The organism is Thiocystis violacea (genome assembly GCF_016583565.1).
In the GTDB taxonomy this organism is placed as follows: Bacteria; Pseudomonadota; Gammaproteobacteria; order Chromatiales; family Chromatiaceae; genus Thiorhodococcus; species Thiorhodococcus violaceus_A.
Map to the genome: position 1 here is coordinate 92794 of NZ_NRRF01000006.1, position 15093 is coordinate 107886.

Sequence of the window (15093 nt, forward strand, 5' to 3'; positions counted from 1 at the left end):
ATACTCAAGCATGTGTCTTCCAGCCTCCACGAGGATCCCAGCATGTTCGATCGCGACCCGGACGCATTCCTGACCCACACCAGATACGAGCAGACAGCTCGGGATTGGACCCAACCAGCATTGGCGCTTCACCCCTGGTGTGATCCCCAGGCGCAAGGCCAGCAGCGCAGTCGCTTCGGCGGCTTCGAGCGCCAGATCGAGGCTGAGGTGCTACAGAACTGGCAACATCTCGGCCACTGACCGAGGATCCGACCGACCATCGAACCAGGCGCTGGAAGCGGACTCCAGCCGCCAACCACAGAGCCTAGGAACCATAGAGCCTCGGAATCGGCGGCTCATTGAGCGCCGATTCACCCCGATCATGGGCGCGTCGACTCACTCACGACGCATCGCGCCAGATCGAATCAGTCGTCTTCTCTGACACGCAGAAAGCTTGCGAAGCGCGGGATGCCGCGCTCCGTGCGGCCCTGATAGGTGAAGGTCACGATGCTGCCGACGGGCGGCGCATTGCGTCGCTCCGCATCGCTGAAACCTGTCCCGATCCGAAAGCGCCGGCCATCCTCGTCCTCGACCAGAAGCGAGCCGAGCATCCCCGCGAGCCGCCCCCGACCAGGGATCCGCGCGATCACCCGCGCATCCGCATCCTGGTGGGACTTCACCTTGAGCAAGGCGCTCGATCGCCCGCCGCGGTAGCGGGCATCGTCGCGGTGCAGCATCAGCCCTTCTCCACCGGCCGCCTCCACCTCACGCAGCATGCGCCGCAGATCCCACGCGTCGCGGATGCGCACCTGCTCGACCGCGGAGAGATAGGGGTTGGACGCCGTGGCCACGAGGTCCGCGAGGATGGGCAACCGCTCCCCGAAAGTGGCGTCGACGCTGGGCAGATCGAAGACCCGATAGCGGATCGCCCGCCAATCCCGCAGGTCCGGCTCGCGGCGACGCACCGCCCCCGACACCCGCTCGAAGGCACCGCGCTCGATCCAGAGCTCGCCGTCCAGCGCCCGCGCCGGAAAGCCGGCGGTGAACCAGGCCGGCGCATGGATGCGGATTCCGCCGCGGCTGACGAGTCGCGCCCCGTCCCAGTAGGCACGCACACCGTCGAGCTTCTCGCTCACCCAATAGTCGGCCAGATCCACGCCTGGCTCATAGACCTCGGCAAGCATCAGATCAGGCACCTCGACCGAATCGCCCGAGGTGGACGCCCCGCGCAACGACGCATCCGCTGACCAGGCCGGGGCCTCGCCGCCCTGCCCCGACGGCGCGAGCGCGCTCGCAGCGTACGGCATGCCCTGCACGCCGAGCAGAACGGCAAGCAAGGAGGCGTGAGTGAATAAGGATGAGTGAGGGACTAAGGAGGAGTAAGGGAGTGACGAGGCGGGTGGCTCCACGACGGATCTCCGAGTGAGACATGTGTACGCGGAAAGCCTAGTCGAGGGCGCCTGTCACCACAACCGATCCGACCGCTTCAGCGCGCTTGGCGCTGCGTCGAGGACTCCAGCCTCGACATCTTCGCCAGTGGCGGACATGACGACGACCAAGAGGACAACTTGGGTGTTGTGGGCAGAGGTTCCTCCCAAGCTGGCCAGCGCTCCAACCAGACCGCGAGCAGCGACCTGCCGAGCGCGAAGACGTCCTCGCAGCACTGCACCGTTGCCGTCGTCCAGGCCGCTGTCGTCAGATTGCTCACCATCAGCAGATCCATTGGGAAGCGCAAAGGCTCCTCCACATCGGTCGTCGGACAGGCGAAGGGATATTCATACTCCAGCGTGCCGTCCTCCAGCCATCGCGCGCGGCTGCCAAGGCCATCGGCAAGGGCGCGCATGCCGTGGTTCGCGGCCATGACCTCGCAGCGAAAGCGCCGGATGCCCCGCGCGCCAGCGACTTCGACCAGGCGCCTCAGCAGGGCCTTACCGATGCCAAGCCCCTGTGCCTTGTCAATGACCGCCATCGCCAACTCGCTGGTGTCGGATCCCGCCCCCAAGCGGATGCAGCGCGCCGCGCCGATCAGCTCGACCTCGTCTCCCTGCGTGGTCAGCCGAACGGCGCCCAAGGCGAGGTGGTCTCGCCCGTCCGCGCCCGTCAGGAAGTCGAGATCGGACTGACTCAGCGCTGGCTTGACGCCGAAGAAGCGCAACCGCCGCGCGTCCGGGGACAAAGCCTCGAAACAATCGAAAACCAGCCTTCGGTCGGCCGCGCCGATCGGACGAATTCGGTACGACGTGCCGTCTCTCAGCAGGAAGTCGCCCCCATACCCCAGTCCAGCTCGATCAGGATTCAACATGGTTGAGCCTCCGCAAAATGGCCCAGTACGGCCGCAGCCAACACGCGAAAAAAGACAGCCGGCGAAGATCACAGGACTTCGGGCCCGTATTTGTGCACTGCAACATTAGAGTCAACTGGCGACCCCAGGTTCCAATGCGGCGTCATCCTCACAGGCTGGCCGGGTTCGCCAGTCCTTCGGGGCTTGGCGCGCCAACACCACCTTCTCAGCCACACCGAGCGCGACTGGAATCGCCGCCCGCGCCGGGACGCCGGTAGACTATGCCGCCCCAGCCGACGCCATCCCTCGCAAACGCCATGTCCCGCCTCGTCCTACTCAACAAGCCCTATGGCGTCCTCAGTCAGTTCACCGGAGGTGAGCCGGGGGCGGGCCAGACGTTGGCCGACTATGTCCCGCTGCCCGGCGTCTATCCCGCGGGACGGCTGGACAAAGACAGTGAGGGGCTCTTGCTCCTGACGGATGACGGAAGGCTGCAGCACGCGATCAGCCATCCGCGACACAAGGCGTGGAAGACCTATTGGGTCCAGGTGGAGGGTACGCTGGAAGAGGCTCGGCTCGAACGGTTGCGCGCGGGCGTGATGCTCAAGGACGGCCCGACACGGCCGGCGCGAGTCGAGCCGCTACATGAGCCGGATCTCTGGACACGCGATCCACCGGTCCGGTTTCGCAAAAGCGTGCCGACGGCGTGGGTCTCGATCGCGATCCAGGAAGGGCGCAACCGTCAGGTACGCCGCATGACCGCGGCAGTCGGGCTCCCCACCCTCAGACTGGTCAGGGTCGCGATCGGGGATTGGCGGCTCGGCGACCTACAGCCGGGGCAATACCGGACGCTGCAGGTCGCAACGCCCACGACCGACCGGCCGGCAGACACCAGACAGCGGACGCAGGCCACCCAAGCCAAGCGACGTCGCACCGACAGGCGCCGTTGACGCCCCCAGATGGCAACCGCTAGTCGCCGTAGTAAGGGCGGTCGTCGTACGATCGATCGTAGCCGTACGACCGATCGTCGCCGTAGGCTCTGCCGTCATAGTCGGCATGCCGACGGTGCGAAAAGTGCGGCGGTGGCGCAGGGCCGTATCTGAAGGCGGGCGCTGGACCGGGCCGACGCTCGATATAGAGCACGGCCGGGGGATAGGGAGGCGGCGGACCGAGCAGCAAGCCACCCACCAGCCCCCCTATAAAGCCAGCGGCGGCGGCAGCGCCGGGGTCCCCGGCCTGGGCATTCGGGGCGGGCAGCGCTGCCGCGAGCGCCGCCAGGGTCGTGAGAGCAATCATCGTACCTTTCATGTCGAGTCACCTCAGCGATCGAGACCTGATCTATTGGACAAGCGCCAGGCGCTTGGTTTCACCCCGACAGCCTACCTCGCCGTGCATGAACCCTCGCTGAACGGCAGGCAATCTCCAGGGCGGCGCGGTCATCCTCGGCGGCGTCAACCCCGCCAATCGCCGCGGGCGAGCGCGATGGGCACGACCCTGTTGTTCAGCGGGAGCAACCGCATGAGCGTCCTGGCGCGCCGACCTCGCGATTGCCAAGCATAAGGGCGCTTGGAGCGGCGGCGCCCGCGATCGAACGTTGGCCTTCATCCTGGCCGCCTATACTTACCGCCCGCCTGCTTTCGATCACACAGGCTCTCGATCACAGCTGAACGCAACAGAGACGAGGTGAGCATCATGGGACTTTTCGATTTCGCAAAGACGGTCGGACACAAGCTCTTCAGCAAGGACGCGGATGCCGAGGAAAAGATCCGCGCCCACATCGAGCAGAGCAACCCGGGCATCAAGGACCTGCGGGTGAGCTATCAGGACGGCGTCGTTTCATTGGCCGGGACAGCGGACGATGCCGCGGCCATGGAGAAGGCCGTGCTCATGGCCGGCAACGTCATGGGTGTCGAGTCGGTCACGGCTGACGCACTCCAGGCGCCACCCGCCAGCGAAAAGGTCGATTACTACGTCGTTCAGAAGGGCGACACCCTCTCCGCCATTGCCAAGCACTTCTACGGCAAGGCATCGGCCTATCCGCGCCTCTTCGACGCCAACCGCGAGGTCATCAAGGATCCCGATCTCATCTTCCCCGGCCAGAAGATCCGCATCCCACTGAACGACGCCTGAGCGAACCGCATGGAGCGGGCACAAGCCCGCCCTCACCTGCCAGACAGCCACCACAGATCCAACCGGGACCATCACCGAGGACAGACCATGACCGCCAAGCCCATGCAGTATCTCGACAAAGCCATGACCCAGCTGCACGATCTGGGCCTGGTGCCCGAGGAGGGCGGCGAGCGCGCGCCCATCATCGCCCTGCTGGATCAGATCTCCGAGCTGGACGAGGGCCGCATCGCCGCCATCGCGCGCACGCTGAGCCAGTCGTCCTTATTCAACGACGTGGTGCGCGAGCAGATCCAGGCCATGGAGATCGGTGAGCGCTATGAAGACATCACCAACGCCTTCAACAGCATCCGCGACGACGCCAAGACCATGGTGGATCAGGTCGAGGACGGCAAGATCGACACCTTCGAGCGCCTGGGCAATGTCTGGATGAAGGTCACCCGGGGCGACATCTCCGCGCGTTTCGACACCATCAAGGAGACCTATCTCGACGTCACCGCGGCGACCAGCGACCAGATCCAGCGCGAGCACAAGATCCTGGAGGCCTATCAGGACTTCCGCGGGGCGCTGAAGGAGTCCGAGGTGCTGGGGCTCGAGGTGCTCAAGACCGCCGAGGGGCGGCTCGATGCCGCCAAGGCCGAGGTTAAGACCGCCATGGACGCCGTCGAGGGCTTTCAGGGCCAGGAGCCCGCCGAGCGCGCCCGGCTGGAGCTGGCACGCGACGAGAAGGTCCGCGCCCTGCAGACCGAAGAGAAACGCTACCAGATCGCCAAGGACCTCTCGGACAACCTGACCATCGCCTACAACACCTCCGAGGTGGTCATGGCGCGCCTCCTGCAAACCACCAACGCCAAGGAGCGCGTCTACGCGCAGGCGGTCAGCTTCTTCAGCACCAACGAGGTGGTGCTGACCGCGCTGACGGCCTCCTTCACCGGCATGTTCGGGCTGCACGAGGGCACTCAGACCGTGGAGGCCATGAAGGAAGGCGTGAGCCAGTCGCTCGAAGTCCTCGCCGACATCGGCGGCAAGGTCCAGGAGGCCGCCGTCAGGGCCGGCTATGGGCCGACGGTGCGTGCCGATGCGGTCAAGAAGCTGGTCGATTCGGTCGTCAATTGGCAGACCCGCTCGCACGAGATCATCGAGGAGATGCGCGTGCAGAGCACCGCCAACGCGACGGAGATCCGCAACGCCGTCGAAGAGGGCAAGCGCAAGCTGGCCCGGCTCGCGGAGGACGGCAAGGGTCTGAGCGCGGCCGCCCCATGAGCGCCGCGACCGCCGAGGCCAAGACAGGGGGCGAGACGGACGCGGGCGGGAGACCGCCCTTGGACGACGTCATGCTCGCCATGGACGTGGTCGACACCCTGCGCAGACGCGAGCGCCTGGTCAGCCGCGAGCTGGACGCCGCGGGCCGCGAGGCGGACCTCAAGGCGCGGCTGCACAAGATCTACCAGGCGCAGGGCATCGAGGTCCCGGACCACATCCTCGCGGAGGGCGTCGCGGCACTCAAGGAAGACCGCTTCGTCTATCGGCCGCCGTCCGCCGGTGTGGCCGTGCGGCTTGCGCGCCTCTACGTCGGCCGCGGCCGCTGGGGCAAATGGCTGCTCGGCGGCGTCAGTGCGCTCATGGCGGCCTGGGCCATCAACTACGTCGTCTTCGTGGCACCGGATGCGGCCCTGCCGCAACGTCTCGCGGATGTCTACACGGAAACAGTCGCCTTGGCCAAGTCGGACGATGCCCGCGCGCTTGCCCAGCGCCTGCTCGACACCGGCAGGACCGCCGCAGCGTCCGGCGATGCGGACGCCGCGCGCCAGGCACTGGAATCCATCGAAACCTTGCGCACCAGTCTGAGTCAGGAATATCGCCTCCGCATCCTGAACCGCCCAGATGAGCGAACGGGCGTCTGGCGGATACCGGACATCAACACCCAGGCGCGGAATTACTACATCATCGTCGAGGCCGTCGATCCCACCGGACGCCTGGTCGAGGTGCCGGTCACCAATGAGGAAACGGGCAAGACGGAGTCCGTGACGACCTGGGGGCTGCGGGTCGACAAGCAGACCTTCGACCAAGTCGCCCGCGACAAGCAGGACGACGGCATCATCCAGCGGAACCGCTTCGGCGACAAGCCACGCGGCACCCTCACGCCCAACTACGCGATGCGCACCACGGGCGGCGCCATCACCCACTGGTAAGGGAGCTGACATGATCTCGGGACGACAAACCCTGGCCTCGATCGACCAGGCAGTGGACGCCGAGCGCCGCAAGCTGAATGAGCTAGAACAGCGCATCGAAGCAGCGGGCACGACCCAGCTGGAGCTGCAGCGCGCGGATGCCGAGGACTATCGCGCCCTCGCCCGCACCCGCGTGGATCTGCTCGCGGCGGGCGAGCTGGTGCGCCACATCGACCAGGCCGAGCAGCAGGTGATGGCATTGCTGAGGGCACGCGACGCGGCCGTCACAGCCAGTGCGGCACGCATCCAGGCCGCCGACGAGGAGCGCAATCAGCTAGAGGCGGCGCGCAAGGCGCAAGCCGACCGGGTCGAGCGCGCGGCCGAGGCCGTGGACACGGCCGAGGCCAGCACGCAAGCCAGACTGGACGCGGACCCCGTCTATCAGCACCAGCGCCAGCTCGCCAAAGAGGCGGAGCGCACCGCCCTGCACGCCAGTGAAAAGGCCGCCGAAAGCGCGCACGAGAAAGACCACAAGGGCGCCTCCTACCGCGAGGATCCCCTCTTCATCTATCTCTGGGAGCGCGGCCATGGCACCTCGACCTACAAGGCCAACCCCCTCTACCGCTGGCTCGACGCCAAGGTCGCCCGCCTGATCGGCTTCGCGGACGCGCGCGCGAACTACGCACGCCTGAACGAAATCCCCGAGCGGCTGCGCACGCATGCGGAGTCGCTCAAGCGGGCGGCCGATGCGGCCTTCGAGACACTTAAGGCGCTGGACACGGCGGCGCGGGAGGCGGACGGCATCCCGACGCTGGAGGCCGCGCTCGAACAGGAGCAGCAGGCCCTGAGCGCCATCGACGCCCGCATCGAGGCCGCCGAGGCGCGGCGCCAAACGCTGGTCTCGGAAAAGGCCGCCTTCGCCGCCGGGGAGGATGCACACACCAAGCAGGCCGTTGACTACCTGGCCGCCGAGCTTGAACGCGAGGACCTCATGGCGCTGCGGCGCGAAGCCATGCTCACCCCCTTTCCGGACGACGACCTCATCGTCAGCCGCCTGCTCGCGCGCGAGGACGAGCGCCGTCGACTCCAGGCATCCGCGCAAGGACTCGGCGACAGCCTGGGGCAGCAGCGCGCGCGCCTGAGCGAACTCGAATCCCTGCGCGTCGACCTCAAGCGCAGCGGCTACGACCGCCCCGGCTCCACCTTCCAGGACGGCGGCCTGGTCGCCCTCATGCTCGGCAACTTCCTCAACGGCATGCTCGACCGCAACGGGCTCTGGAGGGTGCTGCAGGAGCAGCAGCGCTATCGGCCGCCACGCAGCGACCCCGGTTTCGGCTCCGGCGGCTTCGGGCGCGGCAGCGTCTGGGGCGGCGGGCTTGGAGACCTCGGCAATCTCGGAGACATCGTCTCCGGCGGCCTGGGTCGCAGCCGCGGGGGCGGCGGCGGACGGGGTCCAAGCGGCGGATCTCGCGGAAGCGGCGGCTTTCGCACCGGCGGCGGCTTTTGAGCTGCCTTCCTCCGCCAGCCACTGAACCGGCACCGGGTAGCGCCGGTTGACTCGCAGCAAGCGCGGGTGGCTGACATTCTGTGTGATGGGCCTGTTGCTGACCAATCAGGTGTGCTCGTCGGGCTTCGGCGAGCCCAGATCTATATACGGTTGACGATATATACAGCCGCGCATATATTTGCGGCATGCCGCTTACGCCAACCACCCTCTTCGCCGCCCTTGCCCATGACATCCGTCTGCGCTGTCTGGTGCTGCTGCTGCGCCATGAGGAGCTGTGCGTCTGCGAGCTGACCCATGCGACAGGTGCTGTCCAGCCCCATGTCTCGCGCCACCTGGCACAGCTGCGCGAGCTTGAGCTGGTCTCGGACCGGCGCGAGGGTCTTTGGGTTTACTACCGCATCCGTCCCGCGCTGCCGGCCTGGATTCAGGGCGTGCTGCGGGAAACGGCCGCCGGGGTGGCGGATCAAGCGCCCTTCACGGATGACGAGCAGGCCTTGTCGAACATGGCCAATCGGCCGTCGGCGTCGCGCTGCGCCTGACGTCGGGCGGCGCGACCTTTCTTCCCCGAGCAGATGCCTGGGCTCACCCGCGGGAGACGAGCATGACCCCTTCCATTCAGCGATTTCTCCGTTCCTCGGCCGCGCTCTGGCTGCTCGTCGGTATGACGGCGGCCTGGGCTGACGCGCTGACGAGGGTTCGGGTTGCGACCGACGTCTACGCCCTGATCGGCTCGACCGGCGCGCGCACCGCGGAGAACGATGCACTCAACTGCAACCTCGGATTCGTCGTGACCGATCAGGGTGTGGTGCTGATCGACTCGGGCGCCTCGCGCGAGGGCGCCAAGCGAATCGCGGCGGCCATCCGCGCGGTGACCGACCGGCCGGTGAAATGGGTCATCAATACCGGCAGCCAGGACCACCGCTGGCTGGGTAACGGCTATTTCGCCGAGCAGGGCGCCGAGATCATCGCCTTGAGCCGCACGGCCGCGACCCAGAAGACCTACGGCGACCAGCATCTGGCCAATCTGAGCGCCGTCCTCGGCGAGCGGCTGGCGGGGACCGAGCCCGTGACGGCCAGCGCACCCTTGGCGGGCGATCAGGCGCGCCTGGACCTGGGCGGCGTCCGCATCGAGCTGCTGGATCTCGGCGACGCCCACTTCCCTGGCGATGCCGTGGTCTGGCTGCCGGCGCAGCGGGTCCTGTTCGCCGGCGATCTGGTCTACAACGACCGCCTGCTCGGCGTGCTGCCGAGCAGCCGCGTGGCGAGCTGGCGCGCGGCCTTTCACCGGATGGAGGCCCTGAAGCCGGATGTCCTGGTGCCCGGACACGGCAGCGTCGGCGATCTCGCCAAGGCCCAGCGCGACACCGGGGACTATCTGGACTGGCTGGTCGAGCAGGTCGGCACGGCTCGGGCGGATTGGGAACCGTTGGACGAGGTCGTCGCCCGGCTGGCGGACGCGCCCCAGTTCAGTGGCCTGGAGAACTTCGACAGCCTGCACCGCCAGAACATCAACCGCGCCTATCTCGACTTCGAGCGCGGCGGCAACTGACTCTCAACGCCAAAGGACGCACCCATGACGACCGAGCCAAAGACCGTCCTGGTCCTCTGCACCGGCAACTCCTGCCGCTCGCAGATGGCCGAGGTCCTTCTCAATCACGACCTGGCCGGACAGGTCCGCGCGCGCTCCGCCGGAACCCGTCCTCAGCCCAAGGTGGCGGACGGCGCCATCGCGGCGCTGCGGGACGCCGGGCTGCCGACCGATGGGCTCTACCCGAAAGACATCGACACCTTGATCGACACGCCGATCGATCTGGTGGTGACCGTCTGCGACAACGCCAAGGAGAGCTGCCCCGTGTTTCCGCGCCCGATCCAGCAGATCCATCTCGCGTTCCACGATCCGCACGGCGAGCCGTTGGAGTCCTTCATCCGCGTGCGTGACGACATCCGCGCACGGTTGGTGCCTGCCGTTGCGCAGGCGCTTGGTCTGCACGCGGCAGCGGCGGAGTAGCCCATGTCGGTTCAGTGCGAGATCGCCATCAAAGAGGCCGCCGGGGCGCCCATGAGCGTCTTCGAGCGCTGGCTGACGCTCTGGGTCGGGCTTTGCATCCTGGTCGGCATCGGACTCGGCCAATGGTTTCCGGCACCTTTCCAGTTGCTCGGGCGGCTGGAGATCGCCCAGGTCAACCTCCCCGTCGGGCTGCTGATCTGGGTGATGATCATCCCCATGCTGATGAAGGTCGACTTCGGCGCCCTGCACCAGGTGCGCTCGCACTGGAAGGGCATCGGCGTCACCCTCTTCGTCAACTGGGCCGTGAAGCCCTTTTCCATGGCCCTGCTGGCCTGGCTCTTCATTCGCGGCCTCTTCGCGCCCTGGCTCCCGGCCGAGCAGCTGGACAGCTACGTGGCCGGGCTCATTCTGCTTGCCGCCGCGCCCTGCACCGCCATGGTCTTCGTCTGGAGCCGCCTGACGGGCGGGGATCCCTATTTCACCCTGTCGCAGGTCGCGCTCAACGACAGCATCATGGTCTTCGCCTTCGCGCCCATCGTCGGGCTGCTGCTCGGGCTCTCGTCCATCGTCGTGCCCTGGGAGACGCTGCTGACGTCCGTGGTGCTCTATATCCTCATCCCGGTGATCATCGCCCAGGTCTGGCGCAGCCGACTCCTGCAAAAGGGTCAGGATCGTTTCGACGCCACCCTGGAGACCCTGGGGCATGCCTCGATCCTGGCCCTGCTCGCGACCCTGGTCTTGCTCTTCGCCTTCCAGGGCAAGGCGATCCTGGAGCAGCCGCTGATCATCCTGCTCCTGGCCGTACCCATCCTCATCCAGGTCTTTTTCAACTCCGCACTGGCCTATTGGCTCAACCGCAAGGTGGGTGAGAAGCACAGCGTCGCCTGTCCGTCCGCGCTGATCGGCGCCTCCAACTTCTTCGAGCTGGCGGTCGCCGCGGCCATCTCGCTCTTCGGGTTCGAGTCCGGCGCGGCCCTGGCGACGGTGGTCGGCGTGCTCATCGAAGTGCCGGTGATGCTGCTGGTGGTGCGGGTCGTGAATCGCACCAAGGGCTGGTACGAGGAGGGCCGCGCGGTCGCCGCTCATGTTTGATGCCTTCGCTCGTCTGGTCGCCTTCCAGGTTCTGCGGCTGAGCCCAGAATCCCATCTCGGCGCGGCCATCCACTTCTTCGTCATGGACGTGGTGAAGATCTTCGTGCTCCTGGTGCTCGTCATCTATGTGATGGGACTGTTGCGCGCCATGCTCTCGCCCGAGCGGGTGCGCGCCTTCGTCCGCGACCGCCCGGACTGGCAGGCGCGCGGCATGGCCGTCACCCTGGGCGCCGTGACGCCCTTCTGCTCCTGCTCCTCGGTGCCGCTCTTCATCGGTTTCGTCGAGGCGGGCATCCCGCTGGGCGTGACCTTCTCCTTCCTGATCGCGAGTCCGATGATCAATGAGGTCGCCGCCGTCATCCTGGTCGGCGTCCTGGGCTGGAAGCTCGCCGCGCTCTACGTCGCCGCCGGGCTCCTGGTCGCCTGGTTCGGCGGCATCGCCATGCAGGCGTTCCGCCCCGAGCGCTGGGTCGAGGACTATGTCTGGAAGATCCACATGGGCGAGGCGGCGATGATCGAGCCGGATAAGAGCTTGATGGGCCGCCATCGTTACGCGGTCGGCGAAGTCAGAGAGATCGTCGGCCGCATCTGGCTCTGGGTGCTGATCGGGGTCGGCGTCGGCGCGCTCTTCCATGGCTTCGTCCCGGCCGGCTGGGTGACCGCTCACCTGGGCGGCGATGACTGGTATACGGTCCCAGCCGCTGTGCTGCTGGGAATTCCGCTCTATTCGAACGCCACCGGCATCATCCCTGTGGCGGAGGCGATGCTGGGCAAAGGGGTGGCGGTCGGCACGACCCTGGCCCTGATGATGAGTGTCGCCGCCCTGTCGCTGCCCGAGATGCTCATCCTGCGCAAGGTCATCCGCTGGCAGGCGCTGGCCCTGTTCGCCGGGGTGCTGGCGGTCGCCTTCACCCTGGTCGGCTGGGGTTTCAATCTGATTACTTGAGGTATCTCGATGAAGAAATTCAAAGTGTTGGGCGGCGGCTGCCGCAACTGTGAAGTCACCGCCAATGCGATCACGCAGGCGGCCAGGGAGGCGGGCGTGGAGATCGAGCTTGTGAAGGTGACGGACATGGCCGAGATCCTCGGCTTCGGCGTCATGTCCACGCCCGGCGTGGTGCTGGACGGCAAGGTGGTCCACGCGGGGAGCATCCCGGGACCGGATCAGATCCGGGCGTGGGTGCGCGAGTGAGCTGGCGTTAAGGGGAGCCGATGCTGGTCTTCGCGCTGTTCACCAGTGTTGCGGCACTGCGAGCGCAGGCCGAGGATAGCCGCTAACGGGTCGAGCGGTCGCCAAGGATGCAGGCCCACATGCTGGCGAACATGCGCGACCACCTGGTGGCGCTTGAGACCATCACACGGCAGCGCCATGCACCGCGCCGCGAGCCGGCTTGCCGTCGCGGCCCGCGATGCCGAGGGGAGCGGGGAGCGGGCCGGCTCCCAGGCACTGGCACGGCAGCAGATCGGCGGGGCTCCGGCCGCACGTATCCGGCTAGCTGGATGAACGTGACCTGCGCGCATCTTCGCGTCTCCGCGTGCTGTCTTGCGAGCAGGACTTGTCGCAAATCATGCAGTTGTATGAAGCTCTTACTTACTTTGTGCAGCGATGCGAGACCGACCCTGGACCATCGGACTCAGATCGTCGAGATCGTCGAGTTCGGGATAGGAACAATCGGGGGGCGGGTCTTGGAGATCGCCGGCCCCAAGCATCTGCCCCCCAACACAGCCACCGGCTGCGCCACGTCCCGCCTCAGCGCCAGATGATCAGACCCACACCCAACAATTCAATTGCCAGCGGCGCTGCACGTCAGCTGGCCAGTTCGCGCGATAACATGACTGCCTGCCTTCGCCTTGAATCCTCGATCAAAGGTGACCGCCCGACTAGGATGTTCAATCCCCCGTCATTCTTTCATGCAGTTTTCATGTCGACCGCAGACGGCCTGAACGCCTGCCGTCGCTTGGCCAGCATGGAGTCGCCGAGATGCGTTTTGACCCACTGCTCGACATCCAGGGTGCGCACCGAGGTCATCGCCTCGCGAATGACCGAGGGCGTCTAAAGTGGACCCCATGTCCAGGACAGTTTTCCCTCGAATTTAAGTTGTACTGGCCCCCTCAATCGCAGCGGTTTGGCGCTGCCCCAGTGTTGCCTCGCCGAAGCGATCGACGATCTTGGCCCCACCCCCGTTTCCCGATCGGTAGACCGCATCAGGCGTGAGGTACCCCAGGGATTGGTGGGGGCGTTCTCCGTTGTAGAAGGCGAAATACTCAGTCAACCCCAGGAGCAGCTCGGGCAAGCTGGCGTAGCCCTTGAGGTAGATATCTTCATACTTGACGCTGCGCCACAGGCGCTCGACGAAGATGTTGTCCAATGCCCGCCCGCGTCCATCCATGCTGATGGCGATCCCTTCGCGCAGGAGCACTCCCGTGAACGCCGCGCTGGTGAACTGTGACCCTTGGTCGGTATTGAAGATCTCGGGGCGCCCGTGAGCCCGTAGCGCCTCTTCCAGACAGTCCACGCAGAACCCCGCCTCCAAGGTGTTGGATAGGCGCCAGGCCAGCACCCGGCGCGCGTACCAGTCAATGATGGCCACCAGGTACGCAAAGCCATGTACTTCGGACAATCAAAAACTTAAAATAGAATCGCTCGACTATATTTTGGAATTGGCGTGTACGCTAAAATCCGCTCTAAGCAATTGTTTTAAAATGACTTGTGATTCCCCATGAAATCCTGGAGAGCCTAATTATAAGCGACACTTCTCGCCGCTGCCGCTAACAAGAAAATCGCGCAATCAGAGGTCAGGAATGCGCAAAAGCGAATGGATATGGACCGATAGTACAAAGCGGACGCCGGCGCACGACCCTGGGAATACATTTCCTTTCAACTCAACACTTCGCAAGAACTCTTTGATACGCTTGGACGGAAGACGACTTTGCTTGCTCCAACCGCGCAACTAATGCTTGAGAGTAGTCCTCTTCCTTAAGATCCAGAATTTCTTCTAAGCCCCGATGCACGATCGGTCCGGGGATCTCATATAGCATCTTAGTAATCGGGTCCTGTACCAATGGCTTTCGGAATCCTATTGCGTAATTAATTACTGATGATATTGAGAATTCGTGGTATCTACACGGACTCTTGAACCCTGTGATCAGATAGTCGCTACCCTGTACCGCCGCGAACATGTCCTTGTACGATGTTCGCGATCCATCGTTCGAAAGAAAACGGAACTGGCCGGTCAATGCGTTTTCTCTTACTTCGGCTTGCAGCTTTCCGAAGTCTTGACCGCCAGAGACAACATCGAATACGACATCGCGGTGGCTCGCGGCAAGTTGAAATAAGTGACTGAAGTTTCTGTTCTTGTAGTTAATTCCACCGACTATCGCTATCCGCGTACCTTTGCATGTAGTTGGGCATACTCGTCTATCAAGACTTGTTTGGTTATCTGGGAATATAGCGGCATAAATACTATGAATTTCCTTGCGTCGTTTGCAAGCGTGAGAAATAATGTTCTGCAGCGTTGTCGTGCTGGCTGCCCCTAGGCACATGAGCGAGACATCGTCGCGCTCGACGGCAGATTCGAATGTCTTCCTGTTATTGTAGAATTCGAGGACACTGTGAACCAAGCAAAGCTTATGAGCCTCTAGGCTTAAAGCCCAGTCGCTACCGCCTGTCTGGAAGCTGTTGACTATGACTAGATCGTATTTTTCTTCATTTATCCGGTTTGCAAGAGCTTTCCATTTTGCAATACCCTTAAAAGGGTAAGCGATAAGATTTAATTCCAGTTGATTGTAGAGGGAGAACAAGTCACCTTTGATGGTGATTGAGTCAGAGTTGAGAAAGACATCTGGTTTCACGCCCAACGCATTTAGGGAGTAGATATGCGAGGGCAGTATTTCCTCGTGCACGGGCCAGTATTCAATCACGGCGACC

At 64.7% G+C, this 15093-nt stretch carries 16 protein-coding genes and 1 pseudogene; 12 read left to right on the forward strand and 5 right to left on the reverse strand.

What is annotated here, in order from left to right:
- The first annotated feature begins 42 nt into the window (after positions 1 to 42).
- A complete protein-coding gene (locus CKO23_RS04245; RefSeq protein ID WP_200328513.1) occupies positions 43 to 240 on the forward strand; it encodes a hypothetical protein in 198 nt (65 codons plus the stop codon).
- 164 nt (positions 241 to 404) lie between these two features.
- On the opposite strand, the gene CKO23_RS04250 is transcribed toward CKO23_RS04245, so the two are convergent.
- Positions 405 to 1286: a DNA ligase gene (locus CKO23_RS04250; protein ID WP_200328514.1), complete on the reverse strand. Its 882-nt coding sequence runs from the start codon at positions 1284 to 1286 to the stop codon at positions 405 to 407.
- Positions 1287 to 1465: 179 nt separating this feature from the next.
- Positions 1466 to 2281, reverse strand: coding sequence for a GNAT family N-acetyltransferase (locus tag CKO23_RS04255; RefSeq protein WP_200328515.1), 816 nt, complete (start codon positions 2279 to 2281; stop codon positions 1466 to 1468).
- A 296-nt stretch (positions 2282 to 2577) separates the two neighbouring features.
- Between CKO23_RS04255 and CKO23_RS04260 the strand changes: the two genes are divergently transcribed.
- A complete protein-coding gene (locus tag CKO23_RS04260; protein WP_200328516.1) occupies positions 2578 to 3210 on the forward strand; it encodes a pseudouridine synthase in 633 nt (210 codons plus the stop codon).
- A gap of 19 nt (positions 3211 to 3229) precedes the next feature.
- Here the strand turns inward: CKO23_RS04260 and CKO23_RS04265 are convergent, their stop codons facing one another.
- Positions 3230 to 3556 carry a hypothetical protein gene (locus tag CKO23_RS04265; protein WP_200328517.1) on the reverse strand — a complete coding sequence of 109 codons (327 nt, stop codon included), beginning with the start codon at positions 3554 to 3556 and terminating at the stop codon, positions 3230 to 3232.
- Between the two features lie 396 nt (positions 3557 to 3952).
- Between CKO23_RS04265 and lysM the strand changes: the two genes are divergently transcribed.
- From lysM to CKO23_RS04315, 10 genes are all read left to right on the forward strand, one after another.
- A complete protein-coding gene (gene lysM, locus CKO23_RS04270; RefSeq protein WP_200328518.1) occupies positions 3953 to 4390 on the forward strand; it encodes a peptidoglycan-binding protein LysM in 438 nt (145 codons plus the stop codon).
- An 87-nt stretch (positions 4391 to 4477) separates the two neighbouring features.
- Positions 4478 to 5650, forward strand: a complete 1173-nt coding sequence (locus CKO23_RS04275; RefSeq protein WP_200328519.1) for a cell surface protein — start codon at positions 4478 to 4480, stop codon at positions 5648 to 5650.
- Positions 5647 to 6579, forward strand: a complete 933-nt coding sequence (locus CKO23_RS04280; RefSeq protein ID WP_200328520.1) for a DUF6384 family protein — start codon at positions 5647 to 5649, stop codon at positions 6577 to 6579. Before CKO23_RS04275 ends, CKO23_RS04280 begins: the two co-directional genes overlap by 4 nt.
- A 10-nt stretch (positions 6580 to 6589) precedes the next feature.
- Positions 6590 to 8065 (forward strand): hypothetical protein, encoded by a 1476-nt coding sequence (locus tag CKO23_RS04285; RefSeq protein ID WP_200328521.1) that lies wholly within the window; start codon positions 6590 to 6592, stop codon positions 8063 to 8065.
- A gap of 185 nt (positions 8066 to 8250) precedes the next feature.
- Positions 8251 to 8604, forward strand: coding sequence for a metalloregulator ArsR/SmtB family transcription factor (locus CKO23_RS04290; protein WP_200328522.1), 354 nt, complete (start codon positions 8251 to 8253; stop codon positions 8602 to 8604).
- Between the two features lie 62 nt (positions 8605 to 8666).
- On the forward strand, positions 8667 to 9614 hold the full coding sequence (locus CKO23_RS04295; protein WP_200328523.1) for an MBL fold metallo-hydrolase: 948 nt from the start codon (positions 8667 to 8669) through the stop codon (positions 9612 to 9614).
- 24 nt (positions 9615 to 9638) lie between these two features.
- On the forward strand, positions 9639 to 10073 hold the full coding sequence (locus CKO23_RS04300) for an arsenate reductase ArsC (RefSeq protein ID WP_200328524.1): 435 nt from the start codon (positions 9639 to 9641) through the stop codon (positions 10071 to 10073).
- A 3-nt stretch (positions 10074 to 10076) separates the two neighbouring features.
- Positions 10077 to 11165, forward strand: coding sequence for an ACR3 family arsenite efflux transporter (gene arsB / locus CKO23_RS04305; RefSeq protein ID WP_200328525.1), 1089 nt, complete (start codon positions 10077 to 10079; stop codon positions 11163 to 11165).
- Entirely contained in the window at positions 11158 to 12111 is a 954-nt protein-coding gene (locus CKO23_RS04310; RefSeq protein ID WP_200328526.1) for a permease, read from the forward strand. The genes arsB and CKO23_RS04310 overlap by 8 nt, the downstream gene beginning before the upstream one ends.
- 9 nt (positions 12112 to 12120) lie before the next feature.
- Positions 12121 to 12357 carry a thioredoxin family protein gene (locus CKO23_RS04315; protein ID WP_200328527.1) on the forward strand — a complete coding sequence of 79 codons (237 nt, stop codon included), beginning with the start codon at positions 12121 to 12123 and terminating at the stop codon, positions 12355 to 12357.
- 901 nt (positions 12358 to 13258) lie between these two features.
- Here CKO23_RS04315 and CKO23_RS04320 read toward each other — a convergent pair.
- Positions 13259 to 13771, reverse strand: a pseudogene (locus tag CKO23_RS04320) (transposase); the annotation flags it as partial.
- A gap of 277 nt (positions 13772 to 14048) precedes the next feature.
- Positions 14049 to 15086: a hypothetical protein gene (locus CKO23_RS04325; protein ID WP_200328528.1), complete on the reverse strand. Its 1038-nt coding sequence runs from the start codon at positions 15084 to 15086 to the stop codon at positions 14049 to 14051.
- Positions 15087 to 15093 lie beyond the last annotated feature (7 nt).

Excerpts from the sequence above, each read along its gene's own strand:
- CKO23_RS04245 (WP_200328513.1), top strand. The coding sequence starts at position 43 with ATGTTCGATCGCGACCCGGACGCATTCCTGACCCACACCAGATACGAG.
- CKO23_RS04250 (WP_200328514.1), bottom strand. The coding sequence starts at position 1,286 with ATGCCGTACGCTGCGAGCGCGCTCGCGCCGTCGGGGCAGGGCGGCGAG.
- CKO23_RS04255 (WP_200328515.1), bottom strand. The coding sequence starts at position 2,281 with ATGTTGAATCCTGATCGAGCTGGACTGGGGTATGGGGGCGACTTCCTG.
- CKO23_RS04260 (WP_200328516.1), top strand. The coding sequence starts at position 2,578 with ATGTCCCGCCTCGTCCTACTCAACAAGCCCTATGGCGTCCTCAGTCAG.
- CKO23_RS04265 (WP_200328517.1), bottom strand. The coding sequence starts at position 3,556 with ATGATTGCTCTCACGACCCTGGCGGCGCTCGCGGCAGCGCTGCCCGCC.
- lysM (WP_200328518.1), top strand. The coding sequence starts at position 3,953 with ATGGGACTTTTCGATTTCGCAAAGACGGTCGGACACAAGCTCTTCAGC.
- CKO23_RS04275 (WP_200328519.1), top strand. The coding sequence starts at position 4,478 with ATGACCGCCAAGCCCATGCAGTATCTCGACAAAGCCATGACCCAGCTG.
- CKO23_RS04280 (WP_200328520.1), top strand. The coding sequence starts at position 5,647 with ATGAGCGCCGCGACCGCCGAGGCCAAGACAGGGGGCGAGACGGACGCG.
- CKO23_RS04285 (WP_200328521.1), top strand. The coding sequence starts at position 6,590 with ATGATCTCGGGACGACAAACCCTGGCCTCGATCGACCAGGCAGTGGAC.
- CKO23_RS04290 (WP_200328522.1), top strand. The coding sequence starts at position 8,251 with ATGCCGCTTACGCCAACCACCCTCTTCGCCGCCCTTGCCCATGACATC.
- CKO23_RS04295 (WP_200328523.1), top strand. The coding sequence starts at position 8,667 with ATGACCCCTTCCATTCAGCGATTTCTCCGTTCCTCGGCCGCGCTCTGG.
- CKO23_RS04300 (WP_200328524.1), top strand. The coding sequence starts at position 9,639 with ATGACGACCGAGCCAAAGACCGTCCTGGTCCTCTGCACCGGCAACTCC.
- arsB (WP_200328525.1), top strand. The coding sequence starts at position 10,077 with ATGTCGGTTCAGTGCGAGATCGCCATCAAAGAGGCCGCCGGGGCGCCC.
- CKO23_RS04310 (WP_200328526.1), top strand. The coding sequence starts at position 11,158 with ATGTTTGATGCCTTCGCTCGTCTGGTCGCCTTCCAGGTTCTGCGGCTG.
- CKO23_RS04315 (WP_200328527.1), top strand. The coding sequence starts at position 12,121 with ATGAAGAAATTCAAAGTGTTGGGCGGCGGCTGCCGCAACTGTGAAGTC.